General features: G+C 58.6%; 1 pseudogene. It reads left to right on the top strand.

Annotated elements, in window-relative coordinates:
• Positions 1-239 (top strand): annotated as a pseudogene (locus AC4IFT_RS22620) (TonB-dependent receptor); the annotation flags it as partial.

Below are 239 nucleotides of genomic sequence, written 5' to 3'. Positions count from 1 at the left end.
CTACTACACCTCCTATACCTATACCCAATCGAAGCAGAAGAGCGACATCGTCAGCAACGGCGGGTTGCCGCTGCCGACCTCCGGCAAAGAGGTGCCGAACGTGCCGAAAAACCTGCTGAACATGACGCTGGGTTATGACGACGGCCTGTACTACGGCAGCGTCAGCGGCAAGTACGTCAGCGCGTTCTATGGCGATCTGACCAACGACGAGAAGATCGGCGGGCGCACGGTGTTCGATC

It is taken from the genome of Providencia sp. UF-183, from assembly GCF_058246155.1.
The sequence above is the reverse complement of the archived record's forward strand: the minus strand, read 5'-3'. Positions and strand labels throughout refer to the sequence as shown.